At 64.2% G+C, this 23,000-nt stretch carries 22 protein-coding genes; 14 read left to right on the forward strand and 8 right to left on the reverse strand.

Translation table 11 applies throughout. The features are described from left to right. Both VGO12_RS23740 and VGO12_RS23745 read right to left on the reverse strand, forming a co-directional pair. A partial coding sequence (locus VGO12_RS23740; protein WP_327510860.1) for an aldehyde dehydrogenase family protein occupies nucleotides 1-189 on the reverse strand: 189 nt, incomplete at its 3' end. A gap of 253 nt (nucleotides 190-442) precedes the next feature. Further along, nucleotides 443-1,432, reverse strand: a complete 990-nt coding sequence (locus VGO12_RS23745) for a LysR family transcriptional regulator (RefSeq protein WP_327515194.1) — start codon at nucleotides 1,430-1,432, stop codon at nucleotides 443-445. Between the two features lie 99 nt (nucleotides 1,433-1,531). On the opposite strand from VGO12_RS23745, the gene VGO12_RS23750 reads away from it, so the two are divergent. The 5 genes from VGO12_RS23750 to VGO12_RS23770 all read left to right on the forward strand — a co-directional run bounded on the left by VGO12_RS23750 (nucleotide 1,532) and on the right by VGO12_RS23770 (nucleotide 7,726). Continuing rightward, on the forward strand, nucleotides 1,532-2,125 hold the full coding sequence (locus VGO12_RS23750) for a DUF6506 family protein (RefSeq protein WP_327515195.1): 594 nt from the start codon (nucleotides 1,532-1,534) through the stop codon (nucleotides 2,123-2,125). Next, a complete protein-coding gene (locus VGO12_RS23755) occupies nucleotides 2,122-2,634 on the forward strand; it encodes an SgcJ/EcaC family oxidoreductase (protein WP_327515196.1) in 513 nt (170 codons plus the stop codon). Before VGO12_RS23750 ends, VGO12_RS23755 begins: the two co-directional genes overlap by 4 nt. Next, complete coding sequence (locus VGO12_RS23760) at nucleotides 2,631-3,014, forward strand: SRPBCC domain-containing protein (protein ID WP_327515197.1); 384 nt, start codon at nucleotides 2,631-2,633, stop codon at nucleotides 3,012-3,014. The genes VGO12_RS23755 and VGO12_RS23760 overlap by 4 nt, the downstream gene beginning before the upstream one ends. 370 nt (nucleotides 3,015-3,384) lie before the next feature. Continuing rightward, nucleotides 3,385-4,566: an efflux RND transporter periplasmic adaptor subunit gene (locus VGO12_RS23765; protein WP_327515198.1), complete on the forward strand. Its 1,182-nt coding sequence runs from the start codon at nucleotides 3,385-3,387 to the stop codon at nucleotides 4,564-4,566. A 37-nt stretch (nucleotides 4,567-4,603) separates the two neighbouring features. Continuing rightward, the gene (locus VGO12_RS23770) at nucleotides 4,604-7,726 is read left to right on the forward strand and encodes an efflux RND transporter permease subunit (protein ID WP_327515199.1); all 3,123 of its coding nucleotides are present in this window, start codon (nucleotides 4,604-4,606) and stop codon (nucleotides 7,724-7,726) included. A 6-nt stretch (nucleotides 7,727-7,732) separates the two neighbouring features. Here the strand turns inward: VGO12_RS23770 and VGO12_RS23775 are convergent, their stop codons facing one another. Beyond that, nucleotides 7,733-8,623, reverse strand: a complete 891-nt coding sequence (locus VGO12_RS23775; protein ID WP_327515200.1) for a LysR family transcriptional regulator — start codon at nucleotides 8,621-8,623, stop codon at nucleotides 7,733-7,735. Nucleotides 8,624-8,728: 105 nt separating this feature from the next. On the opposite strand from VGO12_RS23775, the gene VGO12_RS23780 reads away from it, so the two are divergent. Further along, nucleotides 8,729-9,343, forward strand: coding sequence for a nitroreductase family protein (locus VGO12_RS23780; protein ID WP_327515201.1), 615 nt, complete (start codon nucleotides 8,729-8,731; stop codon nucleotides 9,341-9,343). Beyond that, complete coding sequence (locus tag VGO12_RS23785) at nucleotides 9,340-10,194, forward strand: EamA family transporter (RefSeq protein WP_327515202.1); 855 nt, start codon at nucleotides 9,340-9,342, stop codon at nucleotides 10,192-10,194. Before VGO12_RS23780 ends, VGO12_RS23785 begins: the two co-directional genes overlap by 4 nt. A gap of 13 nt (nucleotides 10,195-10,207) precedes the next feature. On the opposite strand, the gene VGO12_RS23790 is transcribed toward VGO12_RS23785, so the two are convergent. The 4 genes from VGO12_RS23790 to VGO12_RS23805 all read right to left on the reverse strand — a co-directional run bounded on the left by VGO12_RS23790 (nucleotide 10,208) and on the right by VGO12_RS23805 (nucleotide 14,893). Next, nucleotides 10,208-11,191 carry an ABC transporter permease gene (locus VGO12_RS23790; protein WP_327515203.1) on the reverse strand — a complete coding sequence of 328 codons (984 nt, stop codon included), beginning with the start codon at nucleotides 11,189-11,191 and terminating at the stop codon, nucleotides 10,208-10,210. A gap of 11 nt (nucleotides 11,192-11,202) precedes the next feature. Further along, a complete protein-coding gene (locus VGO12_RS23795; RefSeq protein ID WP_327515204.1) occupies nucleotides 11,203-12,213 on the reverse strand; it encodes an ABC transporter permease in 1,011 nt (336 codons plus the stop codon). A gap of 2 nt (nucleotides 12,214-12,215) precedes the next feature. Next, nucleotides 12,216-13,718 (reverse strand): sugar ABC transporter ATP-binding protein, encoded by a 1,503-nt coding sequence (locus VGO12_RS23800; RefSeq protein ID WP_327515205.1) that lies wholly within the window; start codon nucleotides 13,716-13,718, stop codon nucleotides 12,216-12,218. Nucleotides 13,719-13,912: 194 nt separating this feature from the next. Further along, nucleotides 13,913-14,893 carry an ABC transporter substrate-binding protein gene (locus VGO12_RS23805; protein WP_327515206.1) on the reverse strand — a complete coding sequence of 327 codons (981 nt, stop codon included), beginning with the start codon at nucleotides 14,891-14,893 and terminating at the stop codon, nucleotides 13,913-13,915. A gap of 171 nt (nucleotides 14,894-15,064) precedes the next feature. Between VGO12_RS23805 and VGO12_RS23810 the strand changes: the two genes are divergently transcribed. Further along, nucleotides 15,065-16,156, forward strand: coding sequence for a LacI family DNA-binding transcriptional regulator (locus VGO12_RS23810; protein WP_327515207.1), 1,092 nt, complete (start codon nucleotides 15,065-15,067; stop codon nucleotides 16,154-16,156). Nucleotides 16,157-16,171: 15 nt separating this feature from the next. Here VGO12_RS23810 and VGO12_RS23815 read toward each other — a convergent pair whose 3' ends face one another. After that, nucleotides 16,172-17,026, reverse strand: coding sequence for a LysR family transcriptional regulator (locus VGO12_RS23815; protein WP_327515208.1), 855 nt, complete (start codon nucleotides 17,024-17,026; stop codon nucleotides 16,172-16,174). A 97-nt stretch (nucleotides 17,027-17,123) separates the two neighbouring features. Here VGO12_RS23815 and VGO12_RS23820 point away from each other — a divergent pair, with 97 nt between their 5' ends. The 6 genes from VGO12_RS23820 to VGO12_RS23845 all read left to right on the forward strand — a co-directional run bounded on the left by VGO12_RS23820 (nucleotide 17,124) and on the right by VGO12_RS23845 (nucleotide 22,987). Then, nucleotides 17,124-18,440 carry an aspartate aminotransferase family protein gene (locus VGO12_RS23820; protein WP_327515209.1) on the forward strand — a complete coding sequence of 439 codons (1,317 nt, stop codon included), beginning with the start codon at nucleotides 17,124-17,126 and terminating at the stop codon, nucleotides 18,438-18,440. 131 nt (nucleotides 18,441-18,571) lie between these two features. Next, entirely contained in the window at nucleotides 18,572-19,180 is a 609-nt protein-coding gene (locus tag VGO12_RS23825; protein ID WP_327515210.1) for a protein rhiA, read from the forward strand. Nucleotides 19,181-19,296: 116 nt separating this feature from the next. Next, nucleotides 19,297-19,905, forward strand: coding sequence for a hypothetical protein (locus VGO12_RS23830; RefSeq protein WP_327515211.1), 609 nt, complete (start codon nucleotides 19,297-19,299; stop codon nucleotides 19,903-19,905). Between the two features lie 421 nt (nucleotides 19,906-20,326). After that, nucleotides 20,327-21,397, forward strand: a complete 1,071-nt coding sequence (locus tag VGO12_RS23835; RefSeq protein ID WP_327515212.1) for a helix-turn-helix domain-containing protein — start codon at nucleotides 20,327-20,329, stop codon at nucleotides 21,395-21,397. A gap of 134 nt (nucleotides 21,398-21,531) precedes the next feature. After that, on the forward strand, nucleotides 21,532-22,206 hold the full coding sequence (locus VGO12_RS23840) for a hypothetical protein (protein ID WP_327515213.1): 675 nt from the start codon (nucleotides 21,532-21,534) through the stop codon (nucleotides 22,204-22,206). A gap of 172 nt (nucleotides 22,207-22,378) precedes the next feature. After that, a complete protein-coding gene (locus VGO12_RS23845; RefSeq protein ID WP_327515214.1) occupies nucleotides 22,379-22,987 on the forward strand; it encodes a protein rhiA in 609 nt (202 codons plus the stop codon). Nucleotides 22,988-23,000: the final 13 nt, after the last annotated feature.

Genomic DNA, 23,000 nt, shown 5'->3' on the forward strand with positions numbered 1-23,000 from the left:
GGTCTTGCGCCACACCTCGAAACCCTTTTGTGCGGCGGCAAGCGCCTCATCGAGATCGTCGATTTCGGCCCAGGCCACCTGGCCGATCGTCTCCTCGGTCGCCGGATCGATGACCGGAATGCTCTTGCCGGACCGCGCCGCGCGCCAGTTGCCGTCGATGTGAAGGAGAATGTCCGGATAGTGCGCCATGGGGTACCCTTTGCTGAAAGCTGGTCGTCGCGTCGTTCGCGCGTGGTGGCATGATCGGGCCGGTGGGGAAGGAGCCGCCAGCAAGGCGGCGCGGAGGACTTAGAAATGGGGGCGCGGTCACCGGCTTGCAAGCCCGCATCCGTGTCCGACGGGATCTCGAACGTTTGACCTGTTGCCGTCAAGCCATGTCGTCGGACGGGTCTCCGTTTTTGTGCGGCTGCGCGCCATGACCGGTCCGCTGCGACAGGGCCGGCTACTCCGCGCCCCCGCCGGCGACCGGCGGCGCGGCCGAAAGGGTCGTCTCCGATGCCTGTCCAATGGTCTTCGGCGGCGGATTGCGAAAATGTGCCGCCAGCAGATGGCTGAGGCTTTCCATCGCCGGCCCGCGGACGCGGTCGATCCGGCGGATCGCGTAGAAGGGCAGCAATGGCTGTTCGAGGCCCTTGCGGGCTGCAAGTTGGACCTCGACGAGGCGTCCATTGTCGAGGTCCGCCGCCACCAGCCACAGCGGCAGGTGCCCCCACCCGGCGCCGGCGACGATGAGCGCATGTTTGGTGGCGAGATCGCTGACCCTGAGGCGCTGCTGCGACAGCACCGCGTAGCTGCGTTCCTTCATATCGACAGTGGGGTCGGCGACCACGATCTGCAGGTGGTCGGCAAGATCGACCGTCGTCAGGCCCGCCGCGCCATGGGTAAGGACGGCGAGTGGATGGTCCGGCCCGCAAACCGGCACCATGCCCGGAAACGCGGCGACCGCTTCGCTGGCGATATGGGGGTCGGTCTCCTGCGCTGCCGTCAGCCCAAGGTCGCAATCTCCGTCAAGCACGAGGCTCATCGCCATCGTCATCGGCGCGGTCACGAGCTCGATGCGCACGGCGGGATGCGCGGTGGCAAAGGCGCGCAGCACCTCGGCGATATCCGGCAAGGGAAGCAACGGATCCAGCGCCACGCGCAGCGACGATTCCATCCCCTGGTTGAAGCCGTTGGCCCTGGCGCGCAGGGCGTCGGCCTTGATCAGCAGCGTCCTTGCTTCGGCAAGCAGCGTCGCCCCTTCCTCGGTCAGCACGGGACGGTGCTGCGACCGGTCAAACAGCGGCAGCCGCAGCTCGGCTTCCAGATTGAGAATGGCGCTGCTGAGGCCGGATTGGGCGCGGTTAAGGACGCGTGCGGCCGCCCTGAACGAGCCGTGATCGACGATCGCGACGAAAACACGCAGCTGGTCGAGCGTCAGGGCATCCAGCATGATCGTCTTTCCTGATCAAAGTGATCGATATTCGAGCAATTACATGGATCAGGATAATCAGGCAATGCTCCGCCCCAGTGATCACGAGGGAGCGCAGAAATGAAACGGGCGATCGTCTATCACGCGGCTGGGGCGAAAAATGCCGAGCGCATTCGTCGCTCGGATCGCGTCATCGTCGCGGTGTCGGACCTCGAGGATCTGCCCTACGTCGCCAAGGGACTTGCCGAGGACGGGGTCCGGCTCATTGAACTGTGCGGGGCAATTTCGCCGCGCTGGCGCCCGCTCGTGAGCGCTGCGGCCGGCGCCGGCGTGCGCGTTAGCTCCGTCACATTCGGCTTCGAGTCGCTCGTTGCCGCCCACCGTTTCAGAGAAGCCACGATTGCCGGCCGGCCGCCGGACGCGGCTTTTCTGCTGCTAGAGCCTGGCGGGGATCCGTCCGACGATCGTTTCGTTCGGGCGCTTCCGTCACCACGCACAACCCTTGTGTCGGTTCCGGACGAGCGTGTCGCCGTATCCGTCGCCATGGCTCTAGTTGATCAGGGTGTTGGTTTGATCGAGCTCTACGGCGGTTTCAGCAGTGCCGGGGCAGCGGCGGTGATCGATGTGGTCGATGGTCGAGCCGCGGTCGGCGTCGGTGCCTTCACGCTCGACGCCATGTCGCCGAAACCCGATCTGCAGGGGAGGCTGCGATGATAAAACACGAAAGACCGTTTCCGGACGTTGTCGCGATCGAGGGTGTCGTGATTGCTGAAAAACACGACGTCGAGGCGATCCTTGCCCTCGTTGCCCGTGTCGAAGAAACGCAATGGGCGCGGGACGTTGCCGGGTTCAGCGCCCTGCTTGCACCGGACGCTGTCTGGACGACCGCGTTCGGGCGCCAACTGGTCGGCTGGCAGGCGATCCGCGATTTCACCGGCGCGGTGCTCCCCACCGTCTTGCGCGACTTCCAGGCCTTTTACGATACCGAACGGATCACGTTCCTCGGCGAGGGGGTTGCGGCCGTGAACGTCCGCCAGATCTCGGTCGATGCCGAAGGCAACCGACGGGTAGGGGAGGACGAGGGGCGGCCGCTCTACGTCCTCCACCGGCACGCTGGCGCCTGGAAGATCGCCGTGGCCCAGAACACCACACACCAATCTGAAAAGATCGCCACCCAGCAGCGGTTGGTGGACGAGATGAACGACAAGCCGGTGCAAGCATGAGCGAAAGATCCGTCAGCCATGCCACATTCGTCATTCGTCGCGACTATGGTGCGACGCCGGCGATTGTCTTCAACGCCTTTGCCGATGCGGCGATCAAGCGGCGCTGGTTCGTCGAGGGGGAGGGGTGGACGATCGACGCGTTCACGTCGGATTTTTCGGTCGGCGGGCGCGAGCGCAGCCGCTTCCGTTTCGGCAACGGCCCGATGGTGGTGGACGATACGGTCTATCTGGAAATCCTTCAGAACCAACGCATCGTGTTTTCCTATACGATGACCGTCGCGGGGCGGCCGATTTCTGCCTCCCTGGGGACACTGGAATTGACCGCCAGGGGGGGGCCTCGGCACGCGCCTGACATACACCGAGCAGAGCGCCTTCCTTGATCGCCTGGACGAACCGGGCGAGCGCGAAGCCGGATTTCGCGAGCTGTTCCAGGCGCTCTCCACGGAGCTGGCGCGTGTGCCGGTCGACGCCTGACGTTCGCAATGTATTCTCCCTCGACAGAAGCCACGTCGGGGAAGAAGGTCTCCGGTCATGGCGCGCTGCCGCCGTGAGCCTCACCCGAACATGAACAATTTTTAATTGTTTTTCAGCGTCTTGCGCCATTGAAGCGGCCAGATTCACGCCCAATTTCAAACTCGTGGGCGATGCCATGCCGGCTTAACTGCCGCAGCCACTCGCCTCAGAAGCGACGGACCCGCGGTAAGGCGACGGTCCGCCAGGTGCCGAAACCGAGGAGTACGGGAGGCGCTGATGGCCAGTCGATCCAGCATGACGTTGCGCATCGCCGTCATTGTTTTCGCGCTTGCAGCGCTGGGTTTCGCGGTGACGCGCTACACGGAGCCGAGCGCGGCGAAGCTTGCCGACGCTCCGCGCGCCGACGCCAAACACGGCAATGGCGTGTCCGTTGAGACGGCGAGCGTCACGCTTCGCGACCTGCCCGTCGTCGTCCATGCGCTCGGCAATGTCCAGGCGCCCGATACGGTCGCGGTCGGGGCGCGCATCGCCAGCCAGATCACCGCCATTCATGTGAAGGACGGACAGATGGTCAAGGCCGGAGACCTGCTGTTCTCGCTCGACGATCGCACCGTGAAGGCTCAGCTTGCGCGTGACCAGGCGCTGGTCGCCAAGGACAGCGCACTGCTTTCGGACGCCAACACCGAACTTGAGCGCGCAAAAACGCTGCGTGACGACCGGACCGGAACGCAGCAAGCCTACGACACGGCCCTTTCCGTTCAGATGTCGGCCGATGCGACCCTTGCCGCCGATCGCGCAACGGTCGAGACCGATCAGGTGACCCTGAGCATGACCAAGATTACGGCGCCGATCTCAGGCCGGCTCGGCGCCATCCAGGTCGCGCTTGGCGATCTAGTCGGGCAATCGGGTGCGAGCTCGAACAATCTGGTAACGATCACGGCGATCGATCCGATCGAAGTGATGTTCCGCCTTCCGGAAGCCCAGTTGCAGACGTTCAAGGACCTGCTCGATCACGGTGCGCCGCCGAAGGTCGTTGCCCGGCCGAGCGGTGCGCAAACGATGATCGGCGAAGGCGTGCTCGATTTCATCGACTCCTCCGTCGATGCTGCCACCGGTACGATCGCCATGCGCGCGACTTTCCCTAATGCAGCGCAAAAGCTCTGGCCCGGCCAGTTCGTCGATGTCGAGATCGATCAGCAGCAATTGCACCAGGTGCCGGTGATCCCGAGCGTCGCCGTCCAGCCCGGCCAAAACGGACCGTTCGTCTTCCACGTCAAGGATGACAACACGGTGGAAACGCGGGCCGTTTCGCTGCTCTTCGACGACGGCAAGGTCGCCGCCATCGGCTCGGGGCTTGCGGCGGGAGATCGGGTCGTCACCGAAGGACAGGCGCGGCTGAAAGTCGGAGACGTCGTTGTCGCGACTGCAGCTGCCGGCGTGCCGGTGGCGACGGATTGAGCCTGTTGCCATTGGCGACAGTTCGGGAGTGAAGGACATGCCATTGTCCGAGTTCAGCATTCGTCGTCCGATCGCGACCGTCCTGTTGTCGGTCGCGTTGATCCTTGCCGGCGTCTTCAGCTATCTGGTCCTGCCGATCGCGGCCCTGCCGCGCACCGATTTCCCGGTTATCAATGTGTCTGCCACCTTGCCCGGCGCCTCGCCGGAGACGATGGCGACCTCGGTCGCGACACCGCTGATCAAGCAGTTTGCCACCATCGCCGGCATCGACACGATCTCGACGACCAATGCGCTCGGTTCGACGTCGATCTCGATCGAGTTCGTGCTCGGGCGCAACATCGACGCGGCGGCGGCCGACGTGCAGGCCGCCATTACCAGAACGCTGCGGCTGTTGCCCCAGGACATGCCGGCGCCGCCGAGCTATCGCAAGGTCAATCCGGCGGACGCACCGGTTCTGCTTCTGGCGTTGAAGAGCGATACGGTGCCGCTCACCCAGCTGGATGCCATCGCACAGCAGGTCATTTCCCCCACCTTGTCGGTGCTCGACGGCGTCGCCGAAGTCTCGATCCTCGGCAGCCAGCAATATGCGGTGCGAATCCAGATGCATCCCGACGCGCTTGCGGCCCGCGGCATCTCCGTCGACCAGCTGAAAACGGCGGTTGCTGCCGCCAACGACAATTCACCGCTCGGCACGGCTGAGACGCGCGACCGCCAGGTCGCCATCGTCGCCGATACGCAGCGGATGAATGCGGCGAGCTTCGCCAATGTCATCATCAAGAGCGTCGACGGCAAGTCCGTGCGGCTCGGCGATGTCGCCACGGTCATCGATTCAGTCGCTAACGATCAGACGGCGAGCTGGCACGATGGCTCCCGTGCCATCATCCTAGCGATCCAGCGGCAGCCGGACGCAAACACCGTCGAGGTTGTCGACCGGGTGCAGGCATTGCTGCCGTCCTTGCGTCAGTCGCTGCCGGCTTCCGCATCGATCGAAACGCTCAGCGACCGCTCGACCTCGGTGCGCGGCGCCGTCCGCGACGTGCAGTTCACCCTGATGCTCACCGTCTGTCTGGTGATCCTCGTCATCTTTGCGTTCGTGCGCCGGCTCTGGGCCACGCTCATCCCGGCGCTCGCCGTGCCGATCTCGATCATCGCGACCTTTGCGGCGATGTATCCGCTCGGTTTTTCGATCGACAACATCTCGCTGATGGCACTGACGCTGTCGGTCGGGCTGGTGGTCGATGATGCCATCGTCATGCTCGAAAACACCGTCCGCCACATGGAAGAGGAGGGGCTCGATGCCTTCTCGGCTGCGCTCGTCGGCTCGAGAGAGATCGGGTTCACCATCGTCGCGATCTCGCTGTCGCTCGTCGCCGTGTTCATTCCGGTGCTCTTGATGGGCGGCGTGATCGGCCGCATCCTCAACGAATTCGCCATCGTCGTCACCGTGGCGATCCTTGCCTCCGCCTTCGTCTCGCTGACGCTGACGCCCATGCTCGCGGCACGGCTTCCCGCCCGTGCGCACGACGACGGCCGCGCGCGCTGGATCGGGCGGCTCGACCTTGCCTTCGAGCGCGGCTTTGCACACATCACTGGGGCCTACGAGCGGATGCTTTCCATCTGCATCCGGCATCGCGGCCCGGTGCTTCTGCTTTTCCTGGCGACCGTTGTCGTCACCGGCTATCAGATCGTCACCATCCCGAAGGGGTTTTTCCCGCAGGAGGATATCGGCCAGCTGCAGGTCACCACCCAGGCGCGCCAGGATATTTCCTTTGCGGCGATGTCGGACCTGCAGTCGAAGGTGGAGGCGGTTTTCGCCCGCTCGCCCTACGTCGCCCATGTGGCCAGCACAATCGGGTCCGGCGGAACGTCGACCGCGCTCAACACGGGGCGGCTGTTCGTCGAGCTCAAGCCCAAGGGCGACCGACCTCCGCTTGAAACCGTGCTTGCCAATCTTCGCCGCGAGCTTGCGACGATCCCCGGCATCCAGGCGTTCATGTCTCCGATCCAGAACCTTTCCGTCGGTTCGCGCGCCTCGGCCAGCCAGTACCAGCTCGTGCTTCAGAGCCTCGACCAGCCGCAGATGAACGAATGGGCGCAGAAGCTGCGGGATGCGATGGCCGCCGACCACGCCTACTTTACCGATGTCAACAGCGACCTCCAGATCAACGCCCCGCAGGCGCAATTGAAGATCGACCTCGACAAGGCTGCGACGCTCGGCGTTGACGCAAGTGCAGTGCGCACGATGCTCTATGGCAGTTTCGGCTCCGAACAGATCTCGACGATCTATACACCCGGCGACAGCTACGATGTGATCATGGAACTGGACCCAGGCGTCCGGTGGTCTGCCGACACCTTCGCCGAGCTGCGCGTCGCCAGCGCCAATGGCGGCCTCGTGCCGCTCGGGGCTTTCGCCGAGACCGAGACGGTATCCGGGCCTCTCACCATCAATCAGCTCGGCCAGCTGCCGGCCGTGACGCTCTCCTTCAACCTGCCGGCCGGCGTCGCGCTGGGCGAGGCTCTTGCCGAGGTCGATCACCTCAAGGCGAATATCGGCATGCCGAGCGCGGTGACGACGCGCAATTACGGCACCACCCAGCTGTTTGAGGACGCGGCCGCCAATCAGGGACTTCTCGTCGTTGCCGCGATCGTCACGATCTACCTCGTGCTCGGCATCCTCTATGAAAGCCTGATCCATCCGCTGACGGTGCTCTCCGGCCTGCCCTCGGCCATCTCAGGGGCACTTCTTGCGATCTACTGGTGCGGTTTCGACCTGTCGATCATCGCCGTCGTCGGGGTCCTGATGCTGATCGGTATCGTCAAGAAGAACGCGATCATGATGATCGACGTGGCGCTCGTGCAGCAGCGCTCCGGTGCTCCGGCGCGCGAGGCCATTCAGAAGGCATGCCTGATGCGGTTCCGCCCGATCATGATGACATCCGTCGCCGCGATCATGAGTCCACTGCCGATCGCGATCGGCAGTGGCGCAAGCGCTGAACTGCGCCAGCCGCTCGGCGTCGCCGTGGTCGGGGGGCTCCTGGTGTCGCAACTGGTGACGCTCTTCGTCACGCCGGTGATCTATCTCGCCATGGAAGATCTGCGGCAGGGGATAGCGCACCTACTGCGCTGGCGTCCCTCGGGCAGCACTGCGAAAGCACCCTGACGGTGGCTATGGGCCGCTGAAGGTCTCGGTCAGGAAGTCGAGAAAGGCCCGGACCTTCGGAGCGATATGTTGGCGGGACGGATAGATGGCGTAGAGCGCAGTATCGACCGTGTCCCAGTCGGAAAGCACCTGTCGCAGCCGGCCGCTTGCCAGATCGTCTTCAACGTAGGGAGACGGGATGAGGCTGAGCCCGAAGCCGGCGCGCAGAGCATCGCGCACCGCCAGGCTCGATGTCACCGAATAGCGCGCCCTTACGGCAACCCGCTCGGTTCGGCCGTCCTTGCGGAACTCCCATGTGCCGGCATGACCGGAGAGGCTGAAGCGGACACAGCTATGGGATTTCAGGTCAGCGGGCGTCGCTGGCTCGCCCTGCGCTTCGAAATAGGCAGGCGAGGCGCACAGCACATGCGGCATGGCCGTCAACTTCCTGGCGATCAGGCTGGAGTCCTCGAGGTTGTCGCTGCCGCGAATGGCAATGTCGAACCCTTCCCGGACGATGTCGACGCGCCGGTCGTCGAGGTTAAGGTCGAGCGAGAGGTCCGGGTAACGCGACAGGAACGTCGGGATCGCGGACGAGAGCTTCATCAAGCTGAAGGTCATCGGTGCGGCAACGCGCAAGGTGCCGCCCGGCGCCTGCCTGACCGGATCGAGCGCCTTGTCCGCGTCCTCAAGGGCATCGAGCCCACGCACCACGTGGTCGAGATAGAGCCTGCCCTCGTCGGTCAATGCCATGCGTCGCGTGGTGCGGTTGATCAGCCGTGTCCCGACGCTGGCTTCGAGCTCGGCGACATTCTTGCTGATCGCGGCCGGCGACAGACCGAGTTTCCGGCCCGCATGCGCGAAATTGTTCAGTTCCGCGACCGAGCGGAAGACTTTAAGAGCCGTGTAACGATCCATGTTTGTATTCCAATGGTGAATTATATCTTGCGAATTTGCACGATTATCAACATACGGTAAACTCGAATAAAGTCGATCCAACACCCAACCACTTGGATCGCAAAGATGACACACCCCACCATCGCCCTCATCGAACAGCGCGTCTCGGCCAACCTGTTCGATGCGACGTACCAACTGCCGGACCCTGACATCGAGCAGTTGGTGCGCCTCGCGACCCGCGCGCCGACGGCCTACAATCTGCAGAACTGGCGCTTCATCGCCGTCAGATCGCCGGAAGCGAAAGCCCGGCTTCGCGCTGTTGCCCATGGGCAGGCGAAGGTGTCGCAGGCAGCAGTGACGTTCATCGTCATCGGTCAATTGCCTGATCACGTGGCGCTTGGTGAAAGGCTGCGACCATTCGTCGAGACGGGCCTCATGCCAGCCGAGACGGCAGCCGGGTGGCAGGAGAGCGTGCGCACCCAGTATGCCGACGCGAAGGCTGCCCGTGACGAAGCGGTGCGTTCGGCGACCCTCGGTGCCACAACGCTGATCTACGCGGCGGAGGCCCTGGACCTGTCGACCGGCCCGATGGGCGGGTTCGATGCGGAAGGTGTTTCGCGTGAGTTCGGCCTCGGACCGGACGAGCTGCCCGTCATGCTTCTGGCCGTCGGTCGTGCCGCCCCAGGGAACTGGCCGCAGAAGTCCCGCAGGGCGATTGGCGAGGTCTTGCATTTCTCATGAGAACGCACGTCTCCGACATCGCCCTCACGGCAATCGCGCCGGTCATCTGGGGCAGCACCTATATCGTCACCACCGAGTTCCTGCAGGGTTTTTCGCCGCTCACCGTCGCGCTGTTGCGCGCGCTGCCGGCAGGTTTGATCCTGCTGCTGATCGTCAGGCGGCTGCCGAAAGGGATCTGGTGGTGGCGCTCCTTCGTGCTCGGCGGGCTCAACATCTCGTTCTTCCTCAGCATGCTGTTTGTCGCGGCCTACCGCCTGCCGGGCGGCGTGGCCGCGACAGTTGCCGCGATCCAGCCGCTGATCGTCGTCTTCATCGCGGCGCTGCTGTTGAAGACCGCAATCCGTCCCGTGGCCGTGGTTGCAGCGCTCGTCGGCATTGCCGGGGTCGCTCTCCTCGTTCTGACGCCGCAGGCCGCCCTGGATGAGGTTGGCGTCGCCGCCGGTCTTGCAGGCGCCGTTTCGATGGCGTTCGGCAATGTTCTGGCGCGAAAGTGGAAATCGCCGGAAACGATGCTCACGTCGACGGCCTGGCAGCTGACGGCGGGCGGCCTGCTGCTGATCCCGGTGGTGTTGGTCTTCGAGCCGTCCATGCCCGTTCCGACCGTTCCCAATCTGCTTGCCCTCTGCTGGTTGAGCATAATCGGGGCCGCTCTGACCTATGCACTCTGGTTCCGCGGCGTAGCGCGGCTGGAGCCTGCAGCCGTGTCGGCGCTTCTGTTTTTGAGCCCGTTGACGGCAGTTCTGCTCGGTTGGGTGTTCCTCGGCCAGACCCTGAACGCTTTTCAGGCTGTTGGAATCCTGTTCGTCATCGGCAGCATCTGGCTTAGCCAGCGTCCGCCGAGAGGAGCGTGAGCGACGCTATCGATCAGGTGCTTCGGTGCCGCGCCATCAGCTTGGCCTGCAGCACGACGACGACGAGCAGGAAGGCGCCGCGGATGACGGACTGCCAATAGGCCGAAAGCGAGATCCAGCCGAGGCCGTTCTCGAAGTTCAGGATGTTGAACACCATGGCCAGCAGCAGTGCGCCGGCAAGCGTTGCGCCGACGGAGCCCGAGCCCCCTGACAGCAGCGTGCCGCCGACGACGACCGAGGCGATGGCGAAAAGCTCCCAGCCGACGCCCTCCGTTGGCTGGCCGGCGCCGAACTGCGAGGCGAGGATGACACCGGCAAGGCCGGCAAGGGTGCCGGAGGCGAGGTAGACGCCGGCAAGCGCCCGCTCGACCTTCAGGCCCATCAGCCCGGCCGTCGCCTCGCCATCGCCGATCGCCAGGATATGGCGGCCGATTGGGAGTTTTTCGAGCACGAGCCAGCCGAGGACATAGGCGAGAAGGGCGATCCAGGCAGGGATCGGAAAGCCGAGAAAATCATCCTGTCCGATCACGGTGAAGCCGGTGTCGTAGGAGACCGAAACCGACTGGTTGTCGGCGAGCAAAAGGCCGGTGCCGTAGGCCGCGAGCATCGTCGCGAGCGTGGCGATGAAGGGCTGGATGCGCATCTTCGTGATGATGAAGCCATTGAGCGCGCCGACGGCAAAGCCGGCCGCCATGCCGCCGGCAAGGCCTGCCGCCCAGTGGTAGGGCGAAAACAGCGCCGCCACCACGCTTGCCATCGCCGCGGTTCCTCCGACCGAGAGGTCGATGCCGCCGGTGATGATCACGAAGGCCATGCCGAGCGCGATCAGCGCGAACATCGAGTTGTAGCGCAGGAAACTCAGGATGTTGTAGGGCGACAGGAAGTTGTCGTAGCGCAGCGCCCCGAACAGGATGAGGCCCGCCAGCGCGAGAATGACGCCGAGCCGGGCGAGGTCGCCGGCATTCTTGACCAGGAAGAGGCGAAGGATCGGTTGCATGTCGGTTGCCTCTACTGTCTGCCGGCGCGCTGCTGGATGAAGACGGCGGTGACGATCAGTCCGGCCTTGACGATCAGCGCCGCAGCGTCCGGCACGCCATTGGCCAGAAGGGTGTAGCGCACCAGCTGGATGACGAGCGCGCCGATCACGGTGCCGATGATGTTGGCCCGCCCGCCCGAAAGAAGCGTCCCGCCGACCGCAACCGCGGCGATGGCGTCGAGCTCCATGCCGAGGCCGACGAGGTTCGCGTCGCTCGCCGAATTGCGTGCGACGACGATCAGGCCGGCGATCCCGGCAAGCGCCCCGCTCATCACATAGACGAAGAGCTTGACCCGTTTGACGGGTATGCCGGTGAGACGAGCGGCCTTCTCGTTGCCGCCGACGGCGATGATCTGCCGGCCGATGACGGTATAGCGGATCATCGCCCAGGCTGCCGCGACGATGACGATCATCAGCACGACCTGGGCGGGGATGCCGGCGATCCGGCCGAGGGCGATGAACTGGAAGCCCTCGTTCTTGAAGACCTGCAGATTGCCGTTGGTCATGACCTGAGCGATGCCGCGGCCGGCGATGAAAAGCACCAGGGTGGCGATGATCGGCTGGATCGAAAAGCGCGTGACGAGGAAGCCGTTGAAGAGACCGAAGAGCGCGGCGGCAACGACCGGAAGCAGGAAGGCGAGGGTGACTGCCAGCGCCATGCTCCCCACCGGAAGCAGTTGCCCCATGAAGATCATCGGCGCGAGCGCCCCGGCAATGGCCATCAGGGAGCCCACCGACAGATCGATGCCGCCTGTGGCGATGACGAGCGTCATGCCGGTCGCGACGATGACGATGGTCGCGACCTGGGTGAGGTTGACGTTGAGTGTCTGCAGGGAAAGAAAGTTCGGTGTGACGGCGATGTTGAAGAGGATCAGCGCCAGGAAGGCGACAAACGTGCCGTAGCGGCTGGCGAGGGTCAGGACACGGTTGCCGGAGGAGAGCGCGCCGGATGGTTGCGGGGCAGGGGTCTCGATCGTCGCCATCGTCATTCTACCTGTTGCGTCGCTTGATGGGCCATGGCGGCGAGCAGCGCCGCCTCGCTCAAGTCCTTGCGCTTAAGCGTCGCGACCGATGTTCCGTCGCTCAGGACCGTGACCCGGTCGGCGGCGGCCAGCAGTTCTTCGAGCTCGGACGAAATCATCAGCACGCTCAGGCCGTCATCGGCAAGGCTGCGCAGGAGCTTCAGGATTTCCGACTTCGCTCCGATGTCGATGCCGCGGGTCGGCTCGTCGACGATCAGCACCCTAGGATCGGTGGCCAGCCATCGGGCAAGCAGCACTTTCTGCTGGTTGCCGCCCGACAGCTCCTTGATCGGCTGGTCGGGCGACGCGCATTTGACGCCGAGCACGCGGATATAGCGCTCGACGATCTCGTCCTGCCGGGCGCGGTCGACGATGCCGGCCTTCTTCAGTTTCGGCAGCAGGGCGAGCGTCATGTTTTCGCGGATGCTCATGTCGGGCACGATGCCATCGATCTTGCGATCCTCCGAAACCAGGCCGATGCCGTCGGCAATTGCGTCCGCCGGCTCGCGGTAGGTTCGCACCTGCCCCTCCATGCGGATCGCGCCCCGCTGCATTTTGTCGGCGCCAAAGACGAGGCGCGCCGTTTCCGTGCGGCCCGATCCGAGCAGGCCCGCAAGGCCGGAGATCTCGCCTTCGCGCACGGTGAGACTGACGTCGCGCACCCGCACGCCGGCGCCGGCATTCTCAAGTTCGAGGCGGACGGGGCTGTCCGACGATTGCGCGTCGGGGGCGATCGCCTGGAATGCGGCCAGTTCCTTGCCGAGCATGTGGCGCACCAGCGTCATCTTCGGCATGTCGGCCATCGGGCTCTTCGCCACCGTCTGGCCGTCGCGCATGATCGTCACGCGGTCACAGATCTCGTAGAGCTCATCGAGGCGGTGACCGATGAAGATCACCGCGACGCCCGAGCGTTTCAACGTGCGGATCGTGTCGAAGAGGATGGCGACTTCGCGCTCGTCGAGCGAGGACGTCGGCTCGTCCATGATGACGAGGCGGGCGTTCTGCGTGACCGCGCGGGCGATCGCCACCATCTGCCGTGTCGCCGCATCGAAATGCGCGACCGGACGCTCGACGTCGATTGAAAGGTTGAAGGTCGCAAGGACGGTTTCGGCACCGCGCCGCATCGCGCCCCGGTCGAGAAGGCCGAAGCGTTTGGGCTCGCGCGAAAGATAGATGTTTTCCGCCACGGAGCGCTGTGGAGCGAGGTTGATTTCCTGGTAGATGGTGGCGATGCCGGCGGCTTGAGCCTCCGCCGGCATCGAAAAATCGACATGCCTGTCGTCAAACGCAATGCTGCCCTCGTCGCGGCGATAGGCGCCCGTAAGAATCTTGATCAGCGTCGACTTGCCGGCACCATTCTGGCCGACGAGCGCCATGACCTCCGCCGGTTCGACCTCGAGCGCGGCGGATTTCAGCGCCGGGACGCCGGCGAACGCCTTGGAAATGCCCTGCATGGACAGAAGCATGGGTCTCCTCCCTCTCTCTGCCGTCCGCCGCCCCCGTCGCATGTTTGCACGTCCGGCGGGACGCTTGGCGCTGTGGGGGTGGGCGTCCTCAGCCTACACGTGAACGGGCCGAAGGTCATGCCTGGCACTGTTTCGGTCAAAAAACCGGCCGATGCGGTGGTTCCGATCGGCCGGCACAGGCTCGGGAGATGGTGTCAGTAGGCGTTGGCGAGTTCGGCCGCCGCATTGGATGCGTCGTAGAACTTGTCGTCGTTGATGAGCTTCGGCTCGATCGTCTCACCCTTGGCATAACGCATCATCGTCTCGAAGGCCTTGGGTCCGAAGCGCGGGTTGCACTCGACGACCGCGGCGATCTTGCCGTCGACCACCGCCTGCACGGCTTCCTTGCCGCCGTCGATCGACAGCACCAGGACGTCCTTGCCGGGCACCTTGCCGGCAGCCTCGAGCGCTGCGATCGCGCCGATCGCCATTTCGTCGTTGTGGGCGTAGATCACGTCCGCGTCCGGATGCGCCTGCAGCAGGGCTTCGGCGACCTGGCGGCCCTTGTCGCGGGCAAAGTCGCCAGTCTGCGAGGCGACGATCTCGAAGCCGCCGGCCGCCTTGATCGCGTCGTCAAAGCCCTTCTTGCGGTCATTGGCGGGCGAGGATCCGGTCGTGCCTTCCAGCTCGATGATCTTCGACTTGCCATTGGCGTTCTTGACCAGCCATTCGGCGACGCGCTTGCCTTCTTCGACGAAGTTCGAGCCGATGAAGGTCAGGTAGTCTTCGCCGGCCTTGGCAAGCGACGGGTCGACCGAACGGTCAAGCAGGATCACCGGAATGCCGGCCTTCTTGGCGGCCATGACGGCGGGAATCAGCGGTTTTTCTTCGCGCGGTGCCAGAAAGATCACGTCGACCCCTTGCGCGATCATCGAATTGACGTCGGCAACCTGCTTGGCGGCGGAACCGGCTGCATCGGTGTAGACGAGCTGGATGCCGTGCTTTTCAGCCTCGGCCTTCATGCTGTTCGTCTGGGCGATGCGCCAGGGGTTGTTGGATTCGGTCTGCGCGAAGCCGACCTTGTATTTGTCCTTCTGCGCCAGTTTCGGCACTTCGGCGATCGCGATGCCTGCCATGGCGAGCGCGCCGATAGCGGTGGCCGCAAGCATGAAGGTGCGACGGGAAATCATGGTCATGATCGGTTTCTCCTCCCAGATTGGCCGGTGCTCCTCTACCGGACGTGAGCGTTTTTGCGCTTCACATCCTCAAATCTTGCGCTAATAATATTAGCAGTCAAGGCCAAAATTTATGAGCACTTGCAAAAACCCGCGTGCAGTGCAATGCACGCCTGAGGGTGAGGAGCACGCATGGCCAAGGGGAACGGGATCAATCCGGACAAGAGGGGAGAGGGGCGCCCGACCATGACGGACGTCGCCAGGATCGCCGGCGTTTCCCAGTCCAGCGTGTCGCTTGTCCTCAACGAGATGTCTGGTTCGCGCATTTCGCCGGAAACCCAGCAGAAGGTGCGTGAGGCTGCTCATAAAATTGGTTATAGATTGCCGGCGACCCGCGGACCGGTGGCAGCCGCCCCGGTCGTCGAGAAGGACACGATCGCTTTCATCGTCGATGAGATCTCGACCAGTCCGCATCCGGTCGTCAGCCTTGACGGCATTCGCGACTATGCCTTCGAGCAGGGCATGCTGGTGTCGGCGCATGTGACGCGCTCCAACCCGGAGCTCGAGGCGGCGGTTCTCCGATCCGTTCTCAGAGACCCGTCGATCGCCGGCGTGATCTATGCGACGATCTTCACCCGCAGGGTCGTGGTGCCGGAAGCGCTGGCGCCGATCCCGACCGTGCTTCTCAACTGCTACGGCGAGCCGCGCCAGCATGTGGCGGTGGTGCCGGGCGAAGTTGCCGGCGGCTTTGCAGCGACCGCCCATCTGACAGGGCTTGGCCACAAGCGCATCGGCTTCATCAACGGCGAGCGCTGGATGGACGCGGCTGCCGATCGGCTGAAGGGCTACAAGCAGGCGCTTGCCTCCGCCGATATCGCCTTTGACGAAACGCTGGTCCGGGATGGCGACTGGCTGCCGCTGCGCGGCTACGAGGCCGGACTGGATCTGCTGTCCATGCCGAACCCGCCGACTGCGATCTTCTGCGGCAACGACCTGATGGCGATCGGCGTCATGGAGGCGGCACAGGAAAAAGGGCTGCGGGTGCCGGCCGACCTCTCGGTCATGGGCTATGACGACCAGGAACTGGCCCGCTACACCCACCCGCCACTCTCCACCCTGGTGCTACCCAATTACGAGATGGGGCAGCGGGCGGTGGAGATCCTGATCGACATGGCGATCCACGACAAGCACATGCGGCCGATGACGATCAAGGTCGACGGCCCGCTGGTGGTCCGGGAAACGACCGGCGCCTGGCCGGACAAGAGCCCCGCCGCCAAGGGCTAGGTTCTGACCGCGCCGTCATTCGACGCCCGGGAACACCGCCCTGATATGATCGGCCAGTGCCTTTACCGCAGAGGAGGGCCGGGGTTCGGCGAATTCGAGCGCGATGCCGATCGTCGGAAGCGTTGGCAGCAGTCCTTCCGAAATGACCTGAAGATCAACAGGAACGGCGGTCCTGGTGAGCACGCTGATCGCGTGGCCGGACCGGGCGATGGCGATCAGGCCCGCAAGGCTGTTGCTGGCAAAGGCGACGCGATAGCGGCGGTTGATCGTTTCCATCGCATCGCAGGCAGCCCGGTAGTCGAGCGTCGTCGGGGCGGACAGTGCGAGCGGAAGCGCCGGACGGCTCAGGATTTCGGGCTCCGCCGTCCTGCCGACCCACACGAAGTCCTCGGTCCTGATGACCTCGCCATTGGCCGCATCCGCCACCGAAACCAGGGCGATATCGACCTGTCGCCTGAGCAGGAGCGGCTTGAGTTCGGTGGTCGGCGCGCACACCATGCGCAGCTCGACGTCTGGGTGGAGCGCAAAGAAGCTCTCGAGCACACCCGGGAGGAACGCGATCGAATAGTCTTCTGGACAGCCCAGTGTGATGGAGCCGTTGAGCCCGCCACCTCCCATGTCTGCAAGGATCTCGTCGTGCCCGGCAAGGAGATACTCGGCATGGGCCAGCAGTTTTTCTCCGGCCGCGGTCAGGCGGACGCCTGAGCCGGTGCGATGGAAGAGGGGTTGCTCGAGAAAGTCCTCGAGGCGCTGCATCTGCATGCTGAGCGTCGATTGGGTTCGACCCACCTGCAGCGACGCGAGGCTGATCGAACCCGTTCTGGCGATGACGGCGAAATTTCTCAGCAGGGCAAGATCGAGATTTCTCATGGTATCGAGATATTCGATATCGGATCGAAATACTATCAATTTGCCTGAAGTCGTGGCCCGCGCTAGCCATTGCAGATCGCCAACGAGGAGCTATTCGATGTCGCTCAATTCCGATCCTCAGTTCTGGGCCCGCGCCAACAAGCATCTCACGCGCTATGGACCCGACTTCGAAACCATCATCGTGGAACGAGCCGAGGGAAGTTATGTCTACGACGCGGACGGGCGGGCGATTCTCGATTTCACCTCCGGCCAGATGAGCGGGGTTCTGGGCCACACGCACCCCGATATCGTCGCGACCGTCGACCGGCAAATGCGCACGGTCGCCCATCTTTTCAGCGGCATGCTGTCCCGGCCGGTCGTGGAACTGGCGAGCCGGCTGGCGGCACTTGCGCCCGGCCTTGATCGGGTACAGCTCCTGACAACAGGTGCTGAATCAAATGAAGCGGCGATCCGCATGGCGAAGCTGGTGACCGGTGGCCACGAGGTGGTCGCCTTCGCCCAGAGCTGGCACGGCATGACCGGCGCCGCCGCGTCAGCCACTTACAGCGCAGGCCGAAGGGGCTATGGTCCGGCCGCCCCCGGCTCATACGTGATACCGGCTCCCAATTCCTACCGGCCGCGCTTCATGCGACCGGATGGCGGCAACGATTGGCAGACGGAGCTTGACGATGCCTTCTCGCTCATCGATCGGCAATCGACGGGCAACCTTGCCGCTTTCATTGCCGAGCCGATCCTGTCGAGTGGAGGCATTCTGGAGTTGCCGCCTGGCTATCTGGCGGCGCTCAAGCGCAAGTGCGAGGAGCGCGGCATGCTGCTGATCCTCGACGAGGCCCAGACGGGCATCGGCCGCACGGGGCAGATGTTTGCCTTCGAGCGCGACGGGGTGACGCCCGACATCCTCACGCTCTCGAAGACCCTTGGGGCCGGGCTTCCGCTTGCCGCCGTCATGACGACCGCGGAGATCGAGGAAAAGGCACACGAGCGAGGCTTCCTCTTCTACACCACCCATGTGTCGGATCCGCTTCCGGCCGCGGTCGGCGTGACGGTGCTCGACGTGATCGCCCGCGACGGCCTGATGGAAAAGGCCACGGCGCGCGGTGAGCAGCTGCGCCGTGGTCTCCTGTCGCTGCAGCAGCGTTTCGAATGCGTCGGCGACATCAGGGGACGCGGTCTTCTGCTCGGGCTCGAGGTTGTTGCCGATCGCCAGACGAAAGCGCCGGGCTTCGAAATGGGGGCAAGGATCATGGAGGAAGCGATGAGGCGTGGCCTCAGCATGAACATCGTCAAGCTGCCAGGCATGGGCGGCGTGTTCCGCATTGCGCCCCCTTTGACAGTGACGCATGAGGAGGTCGATCGCGGGCTGGAGATCCTGTCGGACGCGATCGGGCAGGTGGCCAGGGCGGCGCAAGCATAAACCCCTGACTGCTCAAGGTCCTTGGACGATCGTCCCAAATTTGGTCAGGCCGGCGCCAGGACAACCAGAAGGAAAGCTGCTACGAGTGTTGCACCTCAATGGGGCGATACTTGAAGCTGGGAGCAGGGACGATGACGACGCTTTCTTTGACATGCGTGAACAATTCGGAGCTGACCGGCAGCTTCACCGTCTTCCAGAAAGCGCCCCCGACGACCGTCCCGGGCGACCTGTTCTCCCTCGCCTGGTTTGCGCGCCCGACTGCGCCTGGAAGTCAGGTAACCTTCGACTGGAGCCCCGACCACTGCTTCGTCTGGTCCGAAACAGGCGTGCTGCAGCCGGGCGTCAACTTCGCCGCGTCGCAGGTGGAGCCGGCCAATCCCGATGGCCAGAACCTGATCCAGCTGACCGAGGACAGGGATGGTGCGACAATGTTTGCAAACCCGAGCTTCGACGGGGCGCTCGGTTCGCTGACCATCCAGCAGCTGGCAAACGTTGTGCCCAATCGAACGTCTGTCGGCATCGGCATGGCGGGATCCGGCACCTTTGCGATCCAGGCGGCTCCGAACATGACCGCCGTCTTCACCCCACATCCGAACTACTGGGTGACGTTCGGCAACTATCAGACCGGCGATGTCATCGACATTGAGGACGTGAGCGGCGCGGTTGAGGTCACCTACGATGGAGCCTTTACGTCCCGCACCATCAACCTCGGTCTCGACAATCTCATGACCGTTCTGTGATCCTGTTCCGCGGCTGAAGATCAACCCAGATTTGGCGGTTCCGACCCTGGCGACAACCAGAGGGAAAGCTGATAGCAATTCTGCGCGCTTAAGTGCAAGGAGCCAGGGTAGAACCGATGTCGACATATTCACTCACATGCGTCAACAACTCGCAGCTTGCCGGCAGCTTCGCCGTTTTCCAAAGACCGCCGCAGACGGAATCCGCCGGCGAGATCATGTCGCTCGCCTGGTTGGCCCGGCCGACCGCACCGGACAGCCGCGTGACCTTCACCTGGTCATTGGACTACAATTTCGTCTGGTCGGAGAACGGCAACATCGCGTCGGGCATCGTCTTTGCGGCATCGCAGGTAAAACCGGCGAACGTCGAGAGCCAGAACCACATCCAGCTCACCCAGGACGCATTCGGGGCGACTACGTTTGTCAATCCGAGCGCCAGCGGTAACCCTGGCTCGCTCACGATCGAGCAGCTGCAAAACGTCGTTCCCGATCGCACGTCCGTTGGTGTTGGCATGGCGGGTGCGGCAACCTTCGTGATACAGGCCGCCCCGAACATGACGGCCGTCTTCACGCCGCATCCCAATTACTGGGTGGTCTTCGGCAATTTCGAGCCTGGTGACGTCATCGAGTTCGAGGACGTCACGGGCGCTGTCGAAGTGACCTATGGCGGGGCTTTGACGGCAAGAACCGCCGTGCTCGGCCTCGACAACATCATCACCGTCGAGTGATCGTCTTTGGCTGTTGACCCAAGTCGCCGCGCGCTGATCCGCTGACCCCGCCTTGGGAGAGCCGATGCGCGGCGCCGGATCGTCTTGACGCGAGAGCCATGCCTCTAAGCGTAGCCTGATTGACAGCGCAAAAGGTCGATGGGGAACGCTGGCGGGAACGATTGCATGGCGTTCCGATCTTCCGCCCACGAAGCCGCCCATGACGGACCTGTCCAGATTCGACAGTCGACGGGCCGATCCTTCCGGGGGCGCGGCGGCTGGCGCCGGTCTTACGTGACCCAAGCTGGGGCAGCGGGCGAAGACCCGGTGCGAACCGACTTTAGAATGCATTAGCGTTGCAGAAAAGAACCCCCTCTTTCCCTCCTCGACAACTAGAGTAAAAGTCGCATCTCTTGCGTTTGATGCAACCAAAGGGAGCGGCGTGAGCGAGACAACCACAGAGTTGCCGCGCCAGACGGGTGGACAAAACCCGTTCCCCAGCTTCCGTTTCGAAACGTCCGACCGCGACGCCCCCTTCGAGGCCTGGCGCTCTGTGCTCGACATCCTTTTTGACAGCGCGCCGGCTCGGCATGCGCCGCCCGCGTCGTTTCGCGCGGACCTTGCCGTGCATCATTTCGGCAGCTTTCTCCTGTGCCGCAGCGTTGCAGATGGCGGACGCTACCGGCGAAACGACCTGCGTCTTGCCCGGGACGATCTCGATCACATCGTCGTCTCCTGTGTCGTTCGCGGCCGGGTCGGATTGTCGGTCCCGAGACTGAGCCGTCTGAGCCCGGGCGACGTCGCGGTGTTCGATCTGTCGACGCCGGTCGCTTTCGTGATGCGATCGGCCGAGGCGGTGCATCTCATCGTTCCGCGGGCGCTGCTGCCCGCCTCGGTTGCTCCGGCGCAGCCGGTTTCCGGCCGCATCCTGTCGCGCGGCACCGCGATCGGCGTTTTCGCCTGCGGCGCCATTCAGGCTCTGGCGGAAGCCGCGATGCGCTTCGGTGCCAACGAGCTTGCCGCGCTCGGATCGATCATTCCCGATCTGATCGCGTCCTGCCTCGGTCCTGCCGACGCGACTGCGCCGACCGCGCGCAGCGGCGATCTTGGCCGCCGCCTGCGCCGCCACATCGAAGACAATCTGCATCAGCGGGATCTGACCACCGCGCGGCTGACGCGCGAACTCGGCGTTTCGCGCAGCCAGCTGTTTCGTCAGTTCGAAACGACGGGCGGTGTCGAGACCTATATCCGCCGGCGCCGATTGCGCCGGTCGCTGTTTGCCCTTTGCGATCCACGCCATGCCGATCGGCGGATCGGCGACATCGCCTTCGACATGGGGTTTGCCGACGAGGCGCACTTCAGTCGCCTCTTCCGGCAGGCGTTTGGCCTGTCTCCGCGCGCCGCACGCGACCAGGCCCGAGGGAAGGGCGATGCAACCGCGGGAGGCATCTTCCTTCCGGCAACGGTCGACACCGCGTTCTCCGATTGGGTGATGGAATTGCGGGCCGGATGACGATCGCCTGGGACGGTCGTCCAAGTTTTGGAGACGTTCGCCCAAAGACAACCATTGGGGATAGCGGTAGATTTCCACAGCCATAGAGAGTGCATCGAAGAGCCGGAAGACACCGCAGCAAAGGACCTCGAGCCATGCCCAAGCCGATCGCAGATCAAGCCGCTTCCGCTCCAGCAGCCGCAGCTCCAGCCGCCGCCGCGCCAATCACCTTCTCCCTGACGGCGACCAATGGGTCGAGCCTTGCGGGCGACGCCTATTTCAGCGTTTTTCCTCCGCCACTGAAGAGCCCGCCGGTCAGTTCCCAGGTGCTCACGGCACTCGTTTCCGCGGCGACGTCCGAAGCGAATGAGACGACGACGCTGACATGGAACGGTGGCAGTGGCGCATTGGCGCTTCTGGCCATGGCCGAGGATGGCGCGCCCGCAACTGCCGGGAAGACCCCGGTCGCTCTCGGCGACAAGGTCATGGTGACTTGGGCCGATGGCGCCTACACGATCGTGCCTTCGACCGGCGGGCCGGCAAGCGCGGTGGAGGTGGACATCGATCCGAGCGTTCCGCCGAACAGCCTGATCGGTCTCGTCGTCGGGCCCGCGCCGATCCTGGTGGGTATTCCGGCAGGGCTGGGTCCGCTGACGCTTGAGCCGGATCTGTCGCCGACCGCGACAGTGGTCTTCGGCACGGCTTGCGTCTATCCGCCGGCACCCATCTCGGATGTCGACCAGGGGCTGACCGTGACCTTCTCCGGTACCCCGACCGCCGCTGCCCAGGTCGCCGTCGGGCTCGACAATCTCATTCAGCAGACCGGCTAGCGAGCCGCACGCCTTTGCCTGGCGATACCTCCCTCGCTGGGCAACCCCTCGCCGCTCTTTTTCCCTTCCCCACAGCGGGCGGCGAGGGGCTGGTCGGCGCCGCTTCAGCCCCGGAGGCGGTGCCGGCCACCTTTGATCCCGGGCGCTCTTCCAGCAACGAAAGGTAAATCCGATGACGTCTTACTCTTTGACTTGCGTGAACAATTCGCAGCTGACCGGCAGCTTCGCCGTCTTCCAGAAGGCGCCTCCGACGACCATCCCAGGCAACGTGTTCTCGCTCGCCTGGTTTGCTCGCCCGACCGCGCCCGGCAGCCGGGTGACCTTCACCTGGGGCCTCGACTACAGCTTCGTCTGGTCGGAGACCGGCGTGCTGCAGCCGGGCATCAACTTCTCGGCGACGCAGGTGAAGGCGGCCGATCCGAATGGCCAGAACCTGATCCAGCTGACCCAGGACCGGGCCGGGGCGACAACGTTCTCCAACCCGAGCGTCAATGGCGCGCTGGGCTCGCTCACCATCCAGCAGCTCTCGAACGTCGTACCCAATCGCACGTCCGTCGGCATCGGTATGGCGGGTTCCGGCACGTTCGCGGTCCAGGCGGCTCCGAACATGACGGCCGTCTTCACCCCGCACCCGAACTACTGGGTGATCTTCGGCAGTTACGAGACCGGCGATGTCATCGACATCGAGGACGTGACCGGCGAAGTCGAGGTTACCTATGGCGGGGCGCTCACATCCCGCACGGCCAACCTCGGCCTCGACAACCTCATTACCGTTTCGTGATCGCATCGGGGCG

The organism is Ensifer sp. (assembly GCF_035999135.1).
Classification (GTDB): Bacteria; Pseudomonadota; Alphaproteobacteria; order Rhizobiales; family Rhizobiaceae; genus Ensifer.

Coding starts and splice junctions, on each gene's coding strand:
- VGO12_RS23745 (WP_327515194.1), bottom strand. CDS start 1,432: ATGCTGGATGCCCTGACGCTCGACCAGCTGCGTGTTTTCGTCGCGATC.
- VGO12_RS23750 (WP_327515195.1), top strand. CDS start 1,532: ATGAAACGGGCGATCGTCTATCACGCGGCTGGGGCGAAAAATGCCGAG.
- VGO12_RS23755 (WP_327515196.1), top strand. CDS start 2,122: ATGATAAAACACGAAAGACCGTTTCCGGACGTTGTCGCGATCGAGGGT.
- VGO12_RS23760 (WP_327515197.1), top strand. CDS start 2,631: ATGAGCGAAAGATCCGTCAGCCATGCCACATTCGTCATTCGTCGCGAC.
- VGO12_RS23765 (WP_327515198.1), top strand. CDS start 3,385: ATGGCCAGTCGATCCAGCATGACGTTGCGCATCGCCGTCATTGTTTTC.
- VGO12_RS23770 (WP_327515199.1), top strand. CDS start 4,604: ATGCCATTGTCCGAGTTCAGCATTCGTCGTCCGATCGCGACCGTCCTG.
- VGO12_RS23775 (WP_327515200.1), bottom strand. CDS start 8,623: ATGGATCGTTACACGGCTCTTAAAGTCTTCCGCTCGGTCGCGGAACTG.
- VGO12_RS23780 (WP_327515201.1), top strand. CDS start 8,729: ATGACACACCCCACCATCGCCCTCATCGAACAGCGCGTCTCGGCCAAC.
- VGO12_RS23785 (WP_327515202.1), top strand. CDS start 9,340: ATGAGAACGCACGTCTCCGACATCGCCCTCACGGCAATCGCGCCGGTC.
- VGO12_RS23790 (WP_327515203.1), bottom strand. CDS start 11,191: ATGCAACCGATCCTTCGCCTCTTCCTGGTCAAGAATGCCGGCGACCTC.
- VGO12_RS23795 (WP_327515204.1), bottom strand. CDS start 12,213: ATGGCGACGATCGAGACCCCTGCCCCGCAACCATCCGGCGCGCTCTCC.
- VGO12_RS23800 (WP_327515205.1), bottom strand. CDS start 13,718: ATGCTTCTGTCCATGCAGGGCATTTCCAAGGCGTTCGCCGGCGTCCCG.
- VGO12_RS23805 (WP_327515206.1), bottom strand. CDS start 14,893: ATGACCATGATTTCCCGTCGCACCTTCATGCTTGCGGCCACCGCTATC.
- VGO12_RS23810 (WP_327515207.1), top strand. CDS start 15,065: ATGGCCAAGGGGAACGGGATCAATCCGGACAAGAGGGGAGAGGGGCGC.
- VGO12_RS23815 (WP_327515208.1), bottom strand. CDS start 17,026: ATGAGAAATCTCGATCTTGCCCTGCTGAGAAATTTCGCCGTCATCGCC.
- VGO12_RS23820 (WP_327515209.1), top strand. CDS start 17,124: ATGTCGCTCAATTCCGATCCTCAGTTCTGGGCCCGCGCCAACAAGCAT.
- VGO12_RS23825 (WP_327515210.1), top strand. CDS start 18,572: ATGACGACGCTTTCTTTGACATGCGTGAACAATTCGGAGCTGACCGGC.
- VGO12_RS23830 (WP_327515211.1), top strand. CDS start 19,297: ATGTCGACATATTCACTCACATGCGTCAACAACTCGCAGCTTGCCGGC.
- VGO12_RS23840 (WP_327515213.1), top strand. CDS start 21,532: ATGCCCAAGCCGATCGCAGATCAAGCCGCTTCCGCTCCAGCAGCCGCA.
- VGO12_RS23845 (WP_327515214.1), top strand. CDS start 22,379: ATGACGTCTTACTCTTTGACTTGCGTGAACAATTCGCAGCTGACCGGC.